This window comes from Streptomyces sp. C10-9-1, assembly GCF_024497955.1.
Lineage (GTDB): Bacteria > Actinomycetota > Actinomycetes > Streptomycetales > Streptomycetaceae > Streptomyces > Streptomyces sanyensis.
Genome location: NZ_JANHKP010000012.1, coordinates 13267 through 30324 on the forward strand (window position 1 = coordinate 13267; position 17058 = coordinate 30324).

11 protein-coding genes are annotated in these 17058 nt (G+C 73.6%); 8 read left to right on the forward strand and 3 right to left on the reverse strand.

The window, feature by feature from the left end; genetic code table 11:
- Nucleotides 1-10 precede the first annotated feature (10 nt).
- From nuoL to NPS70_RS18255, 5 genes are all read left to right on the forward strand, one after another.
- Nucleotides 11-1909, forward strand: coding sequence for an NADH-quinone oxidoreductase subunit L (nuoL, locus tag NPS70_RS18235; RefSeq protein ID WP_256525370.1), 1899 nt, complete (start codon nucleotides 11-13; stop codon nucleotides 1907-1909).
- Between the two features lies 1 nt (nucleotide 1910).
- A complete protein-coding gene (locus NPS70_RS18240; RefSeq protein ID WP_256525371.1) occupies nucleotides 1911-3482 on the forward strand; it encodes an NADH-quinone oxidoreductase subunit M in 1572 nt (523 codons plus the stop codon).
- Nucleotides 3479-5134, forward strand: a complete 1656-nt coding sequence (nuoN, locus tag NPS70_RS18245) for an NADH-quinone oxidoreductase subunit NuoN (RefSeq protein WP_256525372.1) — start codon at nucleotides 3479-3481, stop codon at nucleotides 5132-5134. Before NPS70_RS18240 ends, nuoN begins: the two co-directional genes overlap by 4 nt.
- 292 nt (nucleotides 5135-5426) lie before the next feature.
- Nucleotides 5427-6395 (forward strand): AraC family transcriptional regulator, encoded by a 969-nt coding sequence (locus NPS70_RS18250; RefSeq protein WP_256525373.1) that lies wholly within the window; start codon nucleotides 5427-5429, stop codon nucleotides 6393-6395.
- A 39-nt stretch (nucleotides 6396-6434) separates the two neighbouring features.
- Nucleotides 6435-7310, forward strand: coding sequence for a carbohydrate-binding protein (locus NPS70_RS18255; RefSeq protein ID WP_256525374.1), 876 nt, complete (start codon nucleotides 6435-6437; stop codon nucleotides 7308-7310).
- Nucleotides 7311-7598: 288 nt separating this feature from the next.
- Here NPS70_RS18255 and fahA read toward each other — a convergent pair whose 3' ends face one another.
- Nucleotides 7599-8828 (reverse strand): fumarylacetoacetase, encoded by a 1230-nt coding sequence (gene fahA / locus NPS70_RS18260; RefSeq protein ID WP_256525375.1) that lies wholly within the window; start codon nucleotides 8826-8828, stop codon nucleotides 7599-7601.
- Nucleotides 8829-9009: 181 nt separating this feature from the next.
- Nucleotides 9010-11073 carry a CocE/NonD family hydrolase gene (locus tag NPS70_RS18265; RefSeq protein WP_256525376.1) on the reverse strand — a complete coding sequence of 688 codons (2064 nt, stop codon included), beginning with the start codon at nucleotides 11071-11073 and terminating at the stop codon, nucleotides 9010-9012.
- A 250-nt stretch (nucleotides 11074-11323) separates the two neighbouring features.
- Here NPS70_RS18265 and NPS70_RS18270 point away from each other — a divergent pair, with 250 nt between their 5' ends.
- Complete coding sequence (locus NPS70_RS18270) at nucleotides 11324-12334, forward strand: polyprenyl synthetase family protein (protein ID WP_256525377.1); 1011 nt, start codon at nucleotides 11324-11326, stop codon at nucleotides 12332-12334.
- A 215-nt stretch (nucleotides 12335-12549) separates the two neighbouring features.
- Complete coding sequence (locus NPS70_RS18275) at nucleotides 12550-13782, forward strand: DUF2092 domain-containing protein (RefSeq protein WP_256525378.1); 1233 nt, start codon at nucleotides 12550-12552, stop codon at nucleotides 13780-13782.
- 204 nt (nucleotides 13783-13986) lie between these two features.
- Here NPS70_RS18275 and NPS70_RS18280 read toward each other — a convergent pair whose 3' ends face one another.
- Nucleotides 13987-15300, reverse strand: coding sequence for a M28 family metallopeptidase (locus tag NPS70_RS18280; RefSeq protein WP_256525379.1), 1314 nt, complete (start codon nucleotides 15298-15300; stop codon nucleotides 13987-13989).
- Between the two features lie 530 nt (nucleotides 15301-15830).
- Between NPS70_RS18280 and NPS70_RS18285 the strand changes: the two genes are divergently transcribed.
- The gene (locus NPS70_RS18285; RefSeq protein ID WP_256525380.1) at nucleotides 15831-16994 is read left to right on the forward strand and encodes a helix-turn-helix domain-containing protein; all 1164 of its coding nucleotides are present in this window, start codon (nucleotides 15831-15833) and stop codon (nucleotides 16992-16994) included.
- Nucleotides 16995-17058: the final 64 nt, after the last annotated feature.

Genomic DNA, 17058 nt, shown 5'->3' on the forward strand with positions numbered 1-17058 from the left:
CGGACGAATCGTGGAGAACCTGATCGCGCTGCTCGTCGCGGCGCCCCTGCTCGGAGCCGTGGTGCTCCTGCTGGGCGGCCGGCGCCTGGACGGGACCGGGCACCTGCTCGGCACCGTGCTCGCCGCCGCCTCCTTCGTGGTCGGCGCGGTGCTCTTCGCCGACATGCTGGGCAAGGGCGCCGAGGAGCGCACCCTGACCAGCACGCTCTACAGCTGGATCCCGGTCGAGGGCTTCCAGGCGGACGTGGCCTTCCGCCTGGACCAGCTGTCGATGACCTTCGTCCTGCTGATCACCGGCGTGGGCACCCTGATCCACCTCTACTCCATCGGGTACATGGAGCACGACGAGCGGCGCCGCCGCTTCTTCGGCTACCTGAACCTGTTCCTCGCGGCGATGCTGCTGCTGGTGCTCGCCGACAACTACCTGCTGCTGTACGTCGGCTGGGAGGGCGTCGGCCTGGCGTCCTACCTGCTGATCGGTTTCTGGCAGCACAAGCCGAGCGCGGCCACGGCCGCCAAGAAGGCCTTCCTGGTCAACCGCGTCGGCGACGTCGGCCTGTCGATCGCGATCATGCTGATGTTCACCACCTTCGGCACCTTCGCCTTCGGCCCGGTGCTGTCCTCGGTGGACGGCGCCTCCGAGGGGACGCTGACCGCGATCGGCCTGATGCTGCTGCTCGCCGCGTGCGGCAAGTCGGCCCAGGTGCCGTTGCAGTCCTGGCTGGGCGACGCGATGGAGGGCCCGACCCCGGTCTCCGCCCTGATCCACGCGGCCACGATGGTGACGGCGGGCGTGTACCTGATCGTCCGTTCCGGGGCGATCTTCAACGCCGCGCCGGACGCGCAGCTCGCGGTCGTGATCGTCGGCGCCGTCACGCTGCTCTTCGGTGCGATCGTCGGTTGCGCCAAGGACGACATCAAGAAGGCGCTGGCCGGTTCGACGATGTCCCAGATCGGCTACATGGTGCTGGCCGCGGGCCTCGGCCCGATCGGCTACGCCTTCGCCATCATGCACCTGGTCACCCACGGCTTCTTCAAGGCCGGGCTCTTCCTGGGCGCCGGTTCGGTGATGCACGGCATGAACGACGAGGTCGACATGCGCCGCTACGGCGGCCTGCGCAGGTACATGCCGGTCACCTTCGTCACCTTCGGCCTGGGCTACCTGGCCATCATCGGCTTCCCGGGCCTGTCCGGCTTCTGGTCCAAGGACAAGATCATCGAGGCGGCCTTCGCCTACGACGACGGCGTCCGCGGCTGGATCTTCGGCGGTGTCGCCCTGCTGGGCGCCGGGATCACCGCGTTCTACATGACCCGCGTGATGATCATGACCTTCTTCGGCGAGAAGCGCTGGCAGCCGGACGCGGAGGGCAACCCGCCGCACCCGCACGAGTCCCCGAAGTCCATGACCATCCCGATGATCGTGCTGGCCTTCGGCTCGGTCTTCGCGGGCGGCTTCTTCGCCGTCGGCGACCGCTTCGTCAACTGGCTCGCACCCGTGACCGAGTTCGAGCACCCGCACCCGGTCATCAGCGTCCCGGCCATCACCACCGCCACCGTGGTGGTCCTGCTGGCCGGCGCCGCGGTCGCCTGGGCGATGTACGGGCGGCGACCGGTGCCCGTGGAGGCGCCGCGCGGCTCGCTCCTCACCCGGGCCGCCCGCCGGGACCTGTACCAGGACGACGTCAACCACGTGGTCCTGGTCCGCGGCGGCGAGCACCTGACCCGGTCCCTGGTCTACGTCGACCACACCCTGGTCGACGGCGTGGTCAACGGCACGGCCGCCGGCTTCGGCGGCCTGTCCGGCAGGCTGCGCAGGCTGCAGAACGGCTACGCCCGCAGCTACGCGGTCTCGATGTTCGGCGGTGCGGCGATCCTGGTCGCCGCGACCCTGCTGATGAGGGCGGTCTGACATGTCATTCCCGATCCTGACCGCCACGGCGGTACTGCCCGCGGTCGGCGCGATCGCCACCGCGGCCGTGCCGGCCGCCCGCAGGACGGCGGCCAAGTGGACGGCGCTGCTGTTCTCCCTGGGGACGCTGGTCCTCGCGGGCGTGGTGCTCGCCCGCTTCGAGCCCGGCGGCGACCGCTACCAGCTCACCGAGTCGCACGCCTGGATCGCCGACTTCGGCGTCCGCTACGAACTCGGCGTCGACGGCATCGGCGTGGTGATGGTGGCGCTCACCGCGCTGCTGATCCCCTTCGTGATCGCGGCCGGCTGGAACGACGCCGACCCGCTGGAGGCCGGCTCCAGGCGCTGGCGGCCCACCCAGGGCTTCTTCGCCCTGATCCTGATGGTCGAGGCGATGGTGATCCTCTCCTTCGAGGCCACCGACGTCTTCCTCTTCTACATCCTGTTCGAAGCCATGCTCATCCCGATGTACTTCCTCATCGGCGGCTTCGGCGACCGCGCCCACGCGGGCACCGAGGAGCACGCGGCGGCCCAGCGCTCCTACGCCGCGGTGAAGTTCCTGCTCTACAACCTCGTCGGCGGCCTGATCATGCTGGCCGCGGTCATCGGGCTCTACGTGGTCGCGGGGAGCTTCTCGCTCTCGGAGATCGCCGCGGCGCGGGCGAGCGGCGAACTGGAGATGGCGACCACCACCGAGCGGCTGCTGTTCCTCGGCTTCTTCTTCGCCTTCGCGGTGAAGGCCCCGCTGTGGCCGCTGCACACCTGGCTGCCGAACGCGATGGGCGAGGCCACCGCGCCGGTGGCTGTGCTGATCACCGCGGTGGTCGACAAGGTCGGCACCTTCGCGATGCTGCGCTTCTGCCTCCAGCTCTTCCCGGAGGCCTCCCAGTGGGCCACCCCGGTGATCGTGGTGCTGGCCCTGGTGAGCATCGTCTACGGCGCGCTGCTGGCCGTCGGCCAGCGGGACATCAAGCGCCTGGTGGCCTACGCCTCGGTCTCGCACTTCGGCTTCATCGTCCTGGGCATCTTCGTGATGACCAGCCAGGGCCAGTCCGGCGCCACGCTCTACATGGTCAACCACGGCCTGTCGACCGCCGCGCTGATGCTGGTCGCCGGGTTCCTGATCTCGCGGCGCGGCTCGCGTCTGATCGCCGACTACGGCGGCGTGCAGAAGGTGGCGCCGGTGCTGGCCGGGACCTTCCTCATCGGGGGCCTGGCCACCCTGTCGCTGCCCGGCCTGGCCCCGTTCGTCAGCGAGTTCCTGGTCCTGGTGGGCACCTTCTCCGTCTACCCCGTCGCCGGGATCGTGGCCACCACCGGCATCGTGCTGGCCGCCCTCTACACCCTGGTGCTCTACCAGCGCACCATGACGGGCCCGGTCAAGGAGGAGCTGCGGGCCATGCCGGACCTGAAGGCGCGTGAACTGGCCGTGGTGGCACCGCTGATCGCGCTGCTGCTCTTCCTGGGCGTGTTCCCGAAGCCGGTCACCGAGATCGTCAACCCGGCCGTGGAGCACACGATGTCCGACGTACAGAAGCAGGACCCCCGGCCCGAGGTGGAGGCGGCCAAGTGAGCGCTACAGCTGTCCACAGCCTGTGGACGACGGCTGCGGAGGTCGAGCCGATCGGCTCGATCCCCGCACCCCACATCGAGTACGCCCAGCTGGCGCCGGTGCTGATCGTGGTCGGCGCCGCCCTGGTGGGCATCCTGGTGGAGGCCTTCGTCCCCCGCCGGGCCCGCTACCACACCCAGCTCTTCCTGACGGTGGTCGCCCTCGCGGCCGCCTTCGCCGCGGTCGTCGGCCTCGCCGCGGGCGGGTACGCCACCACCAAGGCGCAGATCGCCGCCATGGGCGCCATCGCCGTCGACGGCCCCGCCCTGTTCCTCCAGGGCACCATCCTGCTGGCCTCGGTGGTCGCGGTCTTCACCTTCGCCGAGCGCCGGCTGGACCCGGCGGGGGACGGCGGCCGGGTCGACTCCTTCGCCGCGATGGCCGCCGCGGTCCCCGGCAGCGACCAGGAGAAGGCCGCCGTGAAGGCGGGGTTCACCACCACCGAGGTCTTCCCCATCAGCCTGTTCGCCGTCGCCGGGATGCTGGTCTTCCCCGCGGCCAACGACCTGCTGACCCTCTTCATCGCGCTGGAGGTCTTCTCCCTGCCGCTGTACCTGCTGTGCGCGCTGGCCCGCCGCAAGCGGCTGCTGTCGCAGGAGGCCGCGGTCAAGTACTTCCTGCTCGGCGCCTTCTCCTCGGCGTTCATGCTCTTCGGCATCGCGCTGCTCTACGGGTACGCCGGCTCGGTGTCCTACGCGCGGATCGCCGAGGTCGTCGACGGCAGCGTCCGCACCATCGACCCGGCGCTCGCCGACACCATGGGCAACGACGCGCTGCTGCTCGTCGGCGGTGCGCTGCTGCTGATGGGCCTGCTGTTCAAGGTCGGCGCCGTGCCCTTCCACATGTGGACGCCCGACGTCTACCAGGGTGCGCCGACCCCGGTCACCGGCTTCATGGCCGCGGCCACCAAGATCGCCGCCTTCGGCGCCCTGCTGCGGCTGCTGTACGTGGTCCTGCCGGGTCTGGCCTGGGACTGGCGGCCGGTCATGTGGGGCGTGGCCGTCGTCACCATGCTCGGCGGTGCGATCGTCGCCATCACCCAGACCGACGTGAAGCGGCTGCTGGCCTACTCCTCCATCGCCCACGCGGGCTTCATCCTCGCCGGTGTGATCGCGATGCGGCCCGAGGGCATCTCCTCGGTGCTGTTCTACCTGCTCGCCTACTCCTTCGTGACCATCGGCGCCTTCGCCGTCGTCACCCTGGTGCGCGACGCGGGCGGCGAGGCCACCCACCTGTCCAAGTGGGCCGGGCTCGGGCGGCGTTCGCCGCTGGTGGCGGCGGTCTTCGCGGTCTTCCTGCTGGCCTTCGCGGGCATTCCGCTGACCTCCGGCTTCACGGGCAAGTTCGCCGTGTTCAAGGCGGCGGCGGAGGGCGGTGCGGGCGCGCTGGTCGTGGTCGGTGTGATCTCCTCGGCGATCGCCGCGTTCTTCTACATCCGGGTCATCGTGCTGATGTTCTTCAGCGAGCCCAAGCCCGAGGGGCCGACGGTGGCGGTGCCCTCGCCGCTGACGATGACCACGATCGGGGTCGGCGTCGCGGTGACGCTGGTGCTGGGCGTGGCGCCGCAGTACTTCCTCGACCTGGCCGGTCAGGCGGGCGTGTTCGTGCGCTGAGCGCCGCGCCGCTCCGACGGCCGAGGGTCCGGTCCCCGGGAGGGGGCCGGACCCTTTGCCGTGCGCCCGCGGGCCTCAGGGCGGGCCCCGCCCCGCTTGGCGGTGATCGCCGTGAGGTCCAGGCCGGCGGGGAACGGGGCGTCCGTAGCCCCACGGACGTGTGTACGGAGAGCCGGTGCGTTGACGCGACGGGTGCGCGCCGTTCCGCCGGGCGTCTCCGCATGGCAGGGTGGCGCGGCACCGATTGGTCTGGACCTGATGTCCGGTTCCTGCGAGAGGACGAGGAGAGGCGATGCGCGGCACCACCGTGTTACCGGGAACCCCCTGCGACGCGCCCCGGGAGGGTGTGCTGCCCATGCACCGGCTGGAGGTCGCGATGCCGAACGCCATGCCCTTCGCGATCGGCACCTTCGACACCATCGGCCCGATGTCCCGGGCGGACTTCCCCCACCGCCACACCTTCTGGGAGATCGTCCACGTCACCGCGGGCCGCGGCGCGCACGTCGTCGACCTGGCCCGCTGGGAGCTGGAGCCGCCCCACCTGTGCGTCATCGCCCCCGGCCAGGTGCACCACTGGGAGGACGCCCGGGGCCTGGACGGCTCGGTGGTGCTCTTCACCGAGGACTTCCTGCTCGACCACCCCGGCGACCGGGACCTGCTGCTGCGCCTCTCCCGGGGCCCCTGGCTCGGGCTCGGCCCCGCCGCGCACGAGGCGACCGCCCGGCTCCTCCAGGAGCTCTCCGGCGAGTACCTCCGGGCCGCCGAGGGCTTCGACTCCGTCCTGCGGGCCCTGCTCCACGTCCTGGTGGTGCGCGCGGCCCGGATGCCCCGGCGCCCGGTGCGGGCCGCGGCGGCGCCCCCGGGCCGCGCCGCCGCGGTGGCCGAGGAGTTCGCCCGCCTGATCGGGGGCCCCGAGCCCGAGCCGGGGGGCTGGTCCGTGGGCGACTGCGCCCGGCGCATCGGCGTCACCCCGGGCTACCTCACCGAGGCGGTCAAGGCGGCCACCGGGCGCACCCCCGGTCAGCTGGTGCGCGCCGCCCGCACCCACGAGGCCAAACGCCTGCTCGTACGCACCGACCTGACGGTCCGGCAGGTCGCCGGGCGGGTCGGCTTCGCCGATCCCGCCTACTTCTGCCGCTTCTTCCGGCGGGAGACGGGGCTCAGCCCCGGGGACTTCCGGCGGGGCGGCGGTCTTCACCACGGCGGTATTCACCACGACCCCCGTGTTCCGTCCATCGATCGCCCCGCGGCCCGGGCCTAGGTTCGTTGCGATCCCCCCAAGCCCCCACAAGGAGCAGCCATGGACGGCGAGACCACTCCGGGCGGGACCGCGCCCGGTGAGGAGATCACCGGAGCGCGGGACGCGTCCTCGCGCCACCCGAGCCGCAAGACCGTGCTGCGCGCGGCGGCGGCCGCCGCGGTCGCGGCACCGCTGGCCTTCATGGGCGTGCCCGCGCTCGCCCGCACCGCGGCCGCCGACGGCACCGCGCCCGAGGCGACCCCCGCCTGCGACGACGGCGACGACCCGACGCCGCCGCAGATGGAGGGCCCCTACTTCAAGCCCAACTCCCCGCGCCGCACCTCGCTGCTGGAGCCCGGCACCCCGGGGACCCGCCTGACGGTGTCGGGCTACGTCTTCGGTCTCGGGTGCCGGCCGATCAGCGGGGTGCTGCTGGACTTCTGGCAGGCGGACGTCAACGGCGCCTACGACAACACCGGCTTCCGCTTCCGCGGCCACCAGTACACCGACGCCCAGGGCATGTTCCGCCTCACCACCATCGTCCCGGGCCTCTACCCGGGGCGGACCCGGCACATCCACGTGAAGGCGCAGGCCCCCGGGCGCCCGGTGCTGACGACCCAGCTCTACTTCCCCGGCGAGCCGCGCAACAACACCGACTCCCTCTACGACCCGCGCCTGCTGATGACCGTCCGGGACGCGGGCGGCAGCAGGGAGGCGGCGTTCGACTTCGTGCTCGACGTCCCCCAGGGGCCGGGCCCCACGCCGACCGGAAGCCCCACCACCCAGCCGCCCGGCGGTACCTGGGCGGCCGGCACCACCTACGCGGCGGGCGACCGGGTGACCTACGGCGGCGCGGCCTACGTGTGCCTCCAGGGGCACCTGGCCCAGCCGGGCTGGGAGCCGCCGGCGGTGCCCGCGCTGTGGCGGGTCGCCTGACCGCCCCCGGGGTCCGCCCCGGCTGAGGACCCGGTCCCGGGCGCGCCCTCGGCGCCTCCCCGGGACCGGACGGTCCGCGCGGCCGCGCCCTCCGGGTGCGGCCGCCTCCCGGGCGGCACGGCACGCGCCGGCGCCGTGCCGCCCAGGGTGCCTCCGCGGCGTGGCAGGTGCAGCCCCCCGGAGGCGCCTGTGGCCCCGGTACCCCTGAGCCGGGGGTGCCGGGGCCACGTCGTTGGTGCGGGGGAGCCGCCCGCGGGGCCGTGGCCCCGCGGGCGGACAGGCAGGCGCCTAGGAGGCGGAGGGGACGATCCGCCCGGTGACCTCGCCGAGGCCGACCCGGACGCCGTCCGGGCCCGGGGCCCAGGCGGTCATCGTCACCACGTCGCCGTCCTCCAGGAAGGTCCGCTTCCCCTCGGCCAGTTCCAGGGTGTCCCGGCCGTTCCAGGTCAGTTCCAGCAGCGAGCCGCGCTGGTCCTTCTCGGGGCCGCTGACGGTGCCGGAGGCGTACACGTCCCCGGTGCGCAGGGAGGCGCCGTTGACCGTCATGTGGGCGAGCTGCTGCGCGGCGGTCCAGTACATGGACGCGAACGGCGGCTCGGCCACCACCGTGCCGTTGATCGCCACGGCCATGCGCAGGTCGAAGCCGCCGGGCCGCTCCTCCGCGGAGTCGTCCAGGTACGGCAGCAGGGGCACGTCCCGGGCGGGCGGCGCGGTGCGGGCGTCCTCCAGGGCCTCCAGCGGCGTGACCCAGGGGGAGACCGAGGTGGCGAAGGACTTGCCCAGGAAGGGGCCGAGCGGCACGTACTCCCAGGCCTGGAGGTCGCGCGCCGACCAGTCGTTCAGCAGGAACAGGCCGAAGACGTGGTCCTCGAAGCGCTCCAGGGGGACCGGGGAGCCGAGTTCCGAGGGGGTGCCGACGAGGAAGCCGACCTCCGCCTCGATGTCCAGCTTCACCGACGGCCCGAACACCGGGGCCGGGTCGGAGGGGGCCTTGCGCTGCCCGGAGGGGCGCACCACGTCGGTCCCGGAGACGACCAGGGTCCCCGCGCGTCCGTGGTAACCGATGGGCAGGTGCTTCCAGTTGGGCGTCAGCGGCTCGCCGTCGGGGCGGAAGATGCGGCCGACGTTGGTGGCGTGGTGCTCGCTCGCGTAGAAGTCGACGTAGTCGGCCACCTCGTAGGGCAGGTGCATGGTGACGTCACCGAGCCGGTGCAGCAGCGGTTCGACCGCCGACCGGTGCGCGGGCACGGTGACCCAGGCGGTCAGCGCCCGGCGGACGTCCCGCCAGGTGCTGCGCCCGGCGGCCAGCAGCGGGCCCAGGTGGGGCTGGTCGAGCAGTCCGGCGTACGGGGAGCCGAGCGCCCGGGCCGCCGCCCCGGCGTCGAGCACATGGTTGCCGATCCGCACGCCGAGCCTGCGGCGTTCGGGCTCGTCGGCAGTGGTGAAGACGCCGTACGGGAGGTTGTGCGGGCCGAAGGGGTCGCCGTCGGCCAGTTCGAGCGGGCTCTGCTCGGACATCGGTGCCTGCCTCGCTTTCCACGGGTGTGGACCACACGTTACGTCCACGGCACGGGCGGGCGGGAGCGTCCGGGGTGACCATTCTCCGGAGAGTTGTGTCCGATTATCGGAATCGGCGGGGCGGTCCGTGGTCCCGGGGTGCGGGCTCCGGACGTCCACCGGGGCGGCGGACGCGGCCGGTTCAGCCCGGCGGCCGGGGGAGCGGGTACGGGCCCCGGGGCAGGCGGTCCTCCCAGGTCCGGTGGAAGACCGCCTCGCGACCGTCCAGGCACACCAGCTCGGCGGAGGCGGCGAGGTGGTCCGCGCCGTCGCACCGCAGCTCCGAGCGGACCTCCACCCGTACGTCCCAGGCCGCCTCGGGGCGGTGCAGCCGGATCGTGCGGACCGAGCGGGCGCGGGCGGAGAGCGGGTCGGAGTCCTCGACGGTGTAGCTCTCGCGGGCCTCCTCGGTGTACTCCAGCCCGTCCGGGTGCACATGGGGCCGGCCGCGGTGGGGCACCGCCTCCACGGTCCAGGTCCCGGCGGGCACGTCACGGGTGACCAGCAGCCGGGAGGGCGGAGGATCGAGCGTCCCCGGTACGGAGACCAGCGGCGGCGCCGCGTGCTCCGGCTCCGCCGTGGGGGCGCCCGGGAGCGTGGCGTCCCCGCCGTCCGCCTGCGGGGCCTCGTGCACCGGGAGCACCAGGGCGGAGCCGGCCGGGTCGAGCACCAGGTCCACCGGGCCGGGCGCGGGCCACAGCCACGGCCAGTACGCGCCGGAGACGGCGAGGCGGACGCGGTGGCCGGGCGCGAAGCGGTGGGCCGCCGGGGTCAGGCCGACGGTCACCCCGCCGGGTCCGGCCGTCCCGCCGTCCCCGCCCGCCTCGTGCGGTCCGTTCGCCCCGCCGTCCCCGCCCGCCTCGCCGTCCCCGCCCGGCCCCGCCGCGGGCAGCCGCAGCGCACCCCGGGCGACCAGCACCGAGGTCCCGTCGGGGGCGACGTCGCACAGCCGGGCGACCACCGGGGCACCCGGCGCGCTGCTGGTCAGCCGCAGGACCGCCCGCGGCCGCCCCAGCACCACCACCGGTTCCGCCCCCACCGGGAACTCGAAGCAGACCGAGCGTGCGTCCTCCTCCCGCTGGTCCGGCGGCAGGTCCCCGGCATGCCCCACCGGGCGGTGGCGCCCGGCGTCCACCCCGGTGTGGAGCGGGGAGGCCACCGCCACCGGCACCCCGCCGAGTGCCCGGCGCACCTCGGCCACCCGCGGGGACGGCCACCGCTCCGACGCCGCCCACCCGGCGCCCTCCGGCCCGGAGCCCCCGAGCCGCCAGCGGAGCAGCGGACCGGCCGGGACCCCCGTGTCGCGGCCGCGCAGCCAGTGGTCCCACCAGCGCAGCGTCTCCTGGAGGAAGCCCACCGCCTCCGCCGGGTCCTCGGCCCGGTCCGGGTACTGGTGCTGCCAGGCTCCCAGCAGCCCCCGGACCCGGTCCGGGGGAAGCCCCTCGACCAGGCGCAGCACCGTGGCGCTGCCGGGGCCGTGCAGCGAGCCGACGGCCAGCACCGCGGCCGTCACGGGGGAGCCGCCCGTGTCCGTGCCGTCCGTGTCCGCGCGCCCGGCGCCGGGCGCGGCCCGCCACCGCGGACGGAGCGCCTCCAGTCGGGTCTCCCACAGCGCGCGCCAGTCCCCCTCGCAGTGCCGGGGGTCCGGCGGCCGGGCGGCGTGCGCGAGCGCTTCGGAGACGTCGGCGAGGAGGCCCTGGGCGGCGCCCGCGCCCCCCAGCGCCTCCTCACCGGGAGCACCGGGAGCACCCGGGGCGCCGGGAGCGCCGGACGGGCAGACCGCGACCACCGCCCGCAGGGGAGCCGGGGCCGGTGCGGCGATCCGCAGGGCGGTGGCGGCGGCGGAGCCGAGACCGATCATGCCCACCCGTCCGGTGCACCAGGGCCGGGCGGCCAGCCATCCCACCACCGCCCTTCCGTCCGCCACCTCGCCCGCCCCGCCCCCGGGGACCCCGCCGCCGGAGCCGTGGCCGCGCGCGTCGACGCGGACGCAGGCGTAGCCGTGCCCGGCGTACCAGGGGTGGCGCTCGCCGTCGCGCACCGCGGAGGCGTCCGTCAGCCGGTCCGGCGCGTACTCCAGCACCGCGGGCACCGGCCCTGCGGCCACCGGCCGCCAGATCCGCGCGTGGAGGGCGATGCCGTCCGGCAGCGGGACGCGGGCGTCCTCGACCAGCACCTCGTGGGGGAAGTCGGTGCGGATGCGCATGGCGGCTCCGGCTGCACGGCCCCGGCGGGCCCGCGGGCGGGCGCGGGTCCCTCAGGGACGATCGGCGGGACCGGGTCCGGCCCCGGGGGGAGGCGGGCGCCGCGAGGGCGTGTCGCCCCTGATCACGAACATACCGGCGGCCGCGGGAAGGCGCTCACGGTGATCGAAAGGCGACCGGATACGCTGACTTGAGTGAACCCAGTGACACCTCGACGATTCGTGTGATCGTCAGCAGACAGGAGACCCCCTCGTGACCGTCGTCGGGCCGTTCGGGCTGAGCGTGCGGGACCAGGCTCTTGAAGCCGATGTCCAGACCGGACTGTCGGCTGTGGAGGCGGGCCTGCTCGATGCCACCAAGAGCGAGGTTCCGTTCATCACGGAGGCCGCCCAGCACCTCGTCCACGCGGGCGGGAAGCGCTTCCGGCCGCTGCTGGTGATGCTGGCCGCGCAGTTCGGCGACCCGCACGCCCCGGGCGTGGTGCCGTCCGCCGTCGTCGTGGAGCTCACCCACCTCGCCACGCTGTACCACGACGACGTCATGGACGAGGCGGACGTGCGCCGCGGCGTGCCCAGCGCCAACAACCGCTGGGACAACTCGGTCGCCGTGCTCACCGGGGACTTCCTCTTCGCCCGCGCCTCCCACGTCCTGGCGGACCTCGGCCCCGAGGCCGTACGGATCCAGGCGGAGGCCTTCGAGCGCCTGGTCACCGGCCAGATCCTGGAGACGGCCGGCCCCCGGGACGGCCGCGACCCGGTCGAGCACTACCTCGACGTCCTCGCGGGCAAGACCGGCTCGCTGATCGCCGTCTCCTGCCGCTTCGGGGCGCTGATGGCCGGGGCCGACGAGCGCGTCGTGGACGTCCTCACCCAGTACGGGGAGCGGCTGGGAGTCGCCTTCCAGCTCGCCGACGACGTCCTCGACATCGCCTCCGACTCCCACGAGTCCGGCAAGACGCCCGGCACCGACCTGCGCGAGGGCATCCCCACGCTGCCGGTCCTCCTGCTGCGCGCCGCCGCCGAGGCCCACGGCCGCCCCGAGGACCTGGAGCTCGTCGCCCTGCTCGACTCCGACCTCGCCGACGACGCCCGCCACGCGGAGGCGCTGCGGCTGCTGCGCGCCCACCCGGCACTGGAGCAGGCCCGCAGGGACACCGTGCGCTACGCCCAGGAGGCACGCGCCCTGCTCGCCCCGCTGCCGGACGGCTACCCGAAGGCGGCGCTGGAAGAGCTCTGCGACGCGGTGGTGCACCGCGCGGGGTGACCCCGCCCCCGGCACGCGCCCCGGCACACCCGCTGGGGCCGCTCCACTCCCCGTCCCGCCTCGGGGTGACCCCTACGGCCCCGGGCGCGGCGGAGCCCCGGGTGTCATCCCTGAGGGGTACGCGGTTCCAGCCCGCGGGCTGATGCCTGAGGGGCCGTCGGTTTGGTCGGATGGACACCATCACCGCTGAACCGACCACGGAGGTAGGGGACACCATGGCACCGAACGACAGCGCACACTCCGCCGACCGGGAGCAGGAGCCCGCCGCGGGACGCCGCAAGGCCGCCCGCTACGCGGTCCCCATGGCGGTGGCCGCGGTGGCGGCGGGCACCATCGGGCTCGTCCCCGCACTGGCCGCCTCCGGCGACCCCGAGCTGCCGGAGATCACGGCGCGGCAGCTCATCGAGAAGATCGCCGCCTCGGACACCCAGCAGCTCTCCGGCACCGTCAAGATCAGCACCGACCTCGGGCTGCCCGCCCTGGACGGGCTGGCGGGCGCGGTCGCCGGGGGCGCGGACTCCTCCGCCGACCCGCAGTCCCGGCTGACCGAGCTGGCCACCGGCACCCACACGCTGCGGGTCGCCGCCGACGGCCCGGACCGCCAGCGGCTCACCGTCGTCGACGGCTCCGACGAGTACAGCCTCATCCACGACGGGGACGAGCTGTGGGCCTACGACAGCGCCTCCAACGAGGTCTTCCACGCGAAGGACCCCGAGGCTAGCGGCCCCGGAGCCGAGCGGGACGGGGCCCCGCTCGCGGCGCCCCTGACCCCGAAGGAGCTGACGGACCGCCTGCTGGAGCTGTCCGGCGACACCACCTCCTACGAGGTGGACGGCACCGCGAGGATCGCCGGGCGGGACGCCTACCGGCTGGTCGTGCGGCCCGAGCAGAAGGGGTCGACGGTCGGGGCGGTCACCATCGCGGTCGACGCGCGCACCGGGACCCCGCTGAAGGCCACCCTCACCTCCAGCGAGGGGGGCAAGGCCGTCGTGGACGTGGGCTTCACCCGGGTCGACTTCGCCAAGCCCGCCGCGTCCACCTTCTCCTTCACCCCGCCGAAGGGCGCCAGGGTCACCGAGGCCGACGAGGCGGCGGCACGGGAGGCGGCGGAGGAGGCCGGGTCCCCGGTCGGCGAGCTGCTGCCCGGCGAGGGCGCGGAGGACGTCGGCGCCGTGGACGTCATCGGCGAGGGCTGGACCGCCGTGGCCGTGCTCGAAGGCCCCTCGGGCGGTGCCGGGCACGAGAAGACGCCCTCCGCGGCGGACGGGCTCCCGGGCGGGGCCGGGGCCTTCCTGGACTCCCTCGGGGACAAGGTCAGCGGCAAGTTCGGCACCGGCACGGTCTTCTCGACCCGCCTGGTCAACGCGCTGCTCACGGACGACGGGACGGTCTACGTCGGCGCCGTCACCAAGGACGCCCTGGTCCGCGCGGCCGACCAGGCGCGCTAGGCACTCCCCGGGGCGGGACCGGAACCGGGGCCGGTGCGCCGCCGGTCCCGGGCACCGGCCCCCGGAGCCCCGGAGGCACGCCCGCGCCCCGCCGTACCGATCCGGGTACGGCGGGGCGCGGGCGTCGTGCGCCGGAGCGGGGATCCCGGAGGCAGGCAGGGCCCGGGCGGGACCCGCGGCGGCGCGTCGGCCGCCGCCGGTCCGTCAGAAGGTGAGCTTCCAGGAGTCGATGTAGCCCGTGTCCCACCGGGCCACGTCCTGGACCCGCAGCTTCCACGCGCCGTTGGCCGCCTCGGAGGAGGCGTTCACCGTGTACGTGGCGATCACGTTGTCGGCGGAGTCGCTGCCGCTGGAGTTCTTCAGCCGGTACGTGCTGCCGTCGGGCGCGACGAGGTCGATCACCAGGTCACCGCGGTAGGTGTGCTTGATGTCCACACCGACCTTGAGAGCCGAGGGGGCGTTGCCGCTGCGTCCGGAGACGTTCACGGTCGAGGTCACGGCCGAGCCGTAGTCCGGGATGGACACGTCCGCGGTGTTCTCGTAGACGTCGCCGTCCGGCGGGACGGTCGTCCCCGAGGACAGGGTCCACAGCGCGTGGGCCAGGGCGTCGCTGTTGCGGTCCAGCGCGGTGTCGTTGATGTTCGCCGTGGTGTCGCAGGACGAGTGGTAGCACCGGTCGAAGGACTGCCCGGCGGTGCCGCCCCACTTCTGCGCCTGGGCGCTGGTCTTGGTGCGCCCGGCGCCGGTGAACAGGCCGCCCACCGGTATGCCGACGTTCTTGAACGAGGCGTGGTCGGAGCGGCCGTCGCCCTCGGTCTCGATCTCCGTCGGCACCCCTATCCCGGCGAAGTAGTCCTTGAAGGTCTGCTCCAGCAGCGTGTCGTCGTCGTAGACGAAGTACCCGGCGTTCGGCGAGCCGACCATGTCGAGGTTCAGATAGCCCGCGATCCTCGAACGCTCGGTGGAGGAGAGGCTGCTGACGTAGTACCGGGAGCCGACGAGGCCGAGCTCCTCGGCGCCCCACCAGCCGAAGCGCAGGTGCTTGTCGGGCCGGAGCTCGGCGCGGGACACGGCGAGTGCCGCCTCCAGGACGGCCGCGGAGCCCGAGCCGTTGTCGTTGATGCCGGCTCCGGAGCTGACCGAGTCGAGGTGGGCGCCGGTCATCAGCGTCTGGGTGGTGTCGCCGCCCGGCCAGTCGGCGATCAGGTTGTAGCCGGTGCTGCCGCCGTAGCTGAACTGCTGGATCGTGGTGGTGTACCCGGCGGCGTCCAGCTTCGCCTTCACGTAGTCGAGGGACGCCCGGTAGCCGGATCTGCCGTGGGCGCGGTTGCCGCCGTTGGCGGAGGCTATGGACTGGAACTGGTCGAGGTGGGCCTTGACGTTGGCCACGGGGATGTCGGGTGCGGCCGCCGCGGAGGGCGCGCTCTGCGCGGCCTGCGCCGGTGCGCCAGCGGCGAGCAGCCCGGCGAGGGCGAGCGTTGCCGTGGCGAGGGTGCGCCCGGGAACGGAGAGTTTCATGTGGGGGCTCCGGATTCCGTATGGGGATGGGACGGAAAACGTGCAGGACGCCCCGGGCCGGCGGGGTCCGGGGCGCTGGAGCGTGAACATGGTGCGCGTGGTGCGTGTGCGTCGTACGTGACCCGCGTGGGCGGTGCGAGGTGCGTCGTACGGGGTACGCGGGCGTCGTGCCGTGCAAGGTGCGGGTGTCCGCTGCGGCGCCCTGGCTCGGGGCACCGCCCGGCCGCTCGGTTGGTGCGCGAGGTGCTGCGCCGGGTGGACGTGGTGCAGGAACGGGGTGTGCTCGACTGCGCTGTGCGCCCTGAATGGTGGGTGAGACGCGGACGCACCGTCAAGGGCGCAATCCGGTCAGCGGCGTTCGGATAGCGGACATCCCGCCCGACCTGCGGCGGCGAGCCCACCGGTGCCGGGGGCGGCCACGGGTGGCTGTTCCGGAGGTTCTTCGGCGGACGTGGAAGGCGCGCTCGGCGAAGCCGAGGACCTTGTCGCTCTCCGTTACGCGATGCTTCCGGCGGTCGTACTCTGGCGCCATGACGTATGCGGGGAAGAAAGTCAAGGACGCCCGTAAGCGCAGCGGGCTCACACAGCGAGAGTTGGCCGATCACTCCGGGGTTTCGCTCTCGACCATCCGCAAGCTCGAACAAGGGGAGCGGTCCGGAGCGCGCATGGAAACGCTGCACACGCTCGCCAAGGCGTTGCGGTTGCCGACCATGGCCCTGGTTGCCGAGCCTCGGGAGGAAGGAGCCCGAGCGGGCACACGGGAGCTGTGGGAGCCGGTCCGTGCCGAACTGGTGCGGCCACCTGCCCCGCAAGCCGGTGATCCGGCCACCCCCGCCGGAGTCGCAAGGGTGCTTGCGGCAGCAGAGGCGTTCTACCGCGATCACCACTTCGCCGAACTCGCGGCCTTGCTGCCTGCACTGGTCCACGACGCCGACACCCTGACCGAGGACGGGCGGGGGGTCCGCGTTCGGGTGCTCCAACTCGCGGCGGGAGCGATGACGCACACGCGGCAGTTCGGCATCGCGGAACTGGCGGTCCGCCGGTCCCTGGAGCACGCACAGGACCGCCTGGAAGCCTCCGCAAGCGCCAACACACTCGCGTGGCTTCTCATCCGTCAGGGTCGCCTGGACGAGGCTCTGGCGCTGGCGACGCGGTGGGCGGACGATCTGGAGCCGCGCGTCAGTCGTGCGACCGCGTCCGAACTCGGTGCCTGGGGTCTTCTGCTCCTGCGAGCGTCGGGCGCCGCGGTACGCAACAACCAGCCGGAGGTCGCCGCCGACATGAAGCGGCTGGCCCGGAGTGCCGCGACGGCCATCGGGCGGGAGGTGCAGGTGGCTCACGAGACCGTTCGCACCTTCGGCCCGACAACGGTCCGGATGCTGACGGTTGAGGACGCCTTGGTGAAGGACCGACCGGACACCGCGCTGAGGCTCGCCGAACGGGTACCCCTGTACTCCGTGCGCCCTTCCGGCAGCGTTCGGAGTCGGCACGGGCTCGATGTCGCCAACGCCTACGCCCGGCTCGGCCGCTACGCCGAGGCGTTCGGCAAGCTGAGCGAAGTGCAGGCCGCTTCCCCTGAGTGGTTCCCGAACCAGACACCCGCCCGGGACGCCCTGCAGACCGTCATCGACGGTCGACGCACGCTCACGGCGGAGATGCGGCACATGGCCGACACGCTGCAACTGAGCCTGTAGGAGTGGCACTTCTGCACGGTGAGTAGCGGAAGTGCCACAGACGGCAGTGCTGCGGCGGTTCTAG

What these genes read in the sequence shown, in the direction of transcription:
- NPS70_RS18265 (WP_256525376.1), bottom strand. Translation starts at nt 11,073, where the DNA reads ATGCGCATCCGCACCGACTTCCCCCACGAGGTGCTGGTCGAGGACGCC.
- NPS70_RS18255 (WP_256525374.1), top strand. Translation starts at nt 6,435, where the DNA reads ATGGACGGCGAGACCACTCCGGGCGGGACCGCGCCCGGTGAGGAGATC.
- NPS70_RS18240 (WP_256525371.1), top strand. Translation starts at nt 1,911, where the DNA reads ATGTCATTCCCGATCCTGACCGCCACGGCGGTACTGCCCGCGGTCGGC.
- NPS70_RS18280 (WP_256525379.1), bottom strand. Translation starts at nt 15,300, where the DNA reads ATGAAACTCTCCGTTCCCGGGCGCACCCTCGCCACGGCAACGCTCGCC.
- NPS70_RS18285 (WP_256525380.1), top strand. Translation starts at nt 15,831, where the DNA reads ATGACGTATGCGGGGAAGAAAGTCAAGGACGCCCGTAAGCGCAGCGGG.
- fahA (WP_256525375.1), bottom strand. Translation starts at nt 8,828, where the DNA reads ATGTCCGAGCAGAGCCCGCTCGAACTGGCCGACGGCGACCCCTTCGGC.
- NPS70_RS18275 (WP_256525378.1), top strand. Translation starts at nt 12,550, where the DNA reads ATGGCACCGAACGACAGCGCACACTCCGCCGACCGGGAGCAGGAGCCC.
- NPS70_RS18250 (WP_256525373.1), top strand. Translation starts at nt 5,427, where the DNA reads ATGCGCGGCACCACCGTGTTACCGGGAACCCCCTGCGACGCGCCCCGG.